1 protein-coding gene is annotated in these 267 nt (G+C 63.3%); it reads right to left on the reverse strand.

The genetic code is table 11. The annotated features are described in order from the left end of the window. Nucleotides 1-267 (reverse strand): hypothetical protein (locus CQ12_RS45730; protein WP_210180600.1); only part of this gene is annotated, 267 nt, incomplete at both ends.

Here is a 267-nt window from a genome sequence, read left to right on the forward strand (position 1 = left end):
CTGTGCTCCGGCCTCGATGCGTCTGCGAAACTCTCGCAGAGAAACCGGTAGGGTTGGCCTGTCGTCATCAAACTGGTCGCGGAGGATTGTTTGGGGGCGGCGCTCGGGGCGGGAGTCGTTGAACGCCTCTTCCTCGCGTTCCCAGTCTGCATAGATGGCAGGCAGCGTCCGCAGAAGGTGCGCCCAATGGCCCTTGCCGGCCTTGACGCAGGCACCACCACAGTTGTTATGAGCAAAGCCAAGGTCGTACAGGCGCGGGCGCTGGAG

The organism is Bradyrhizobium jicamae (assembly GCF_001440395.1).
GTDB lineage: Bacteria > Pseudomonadota > Alphaproteobacteria > Rhizobiales > Xanthobacteraceae > Bradyrhizobium > Bradyrhizobium jicamae.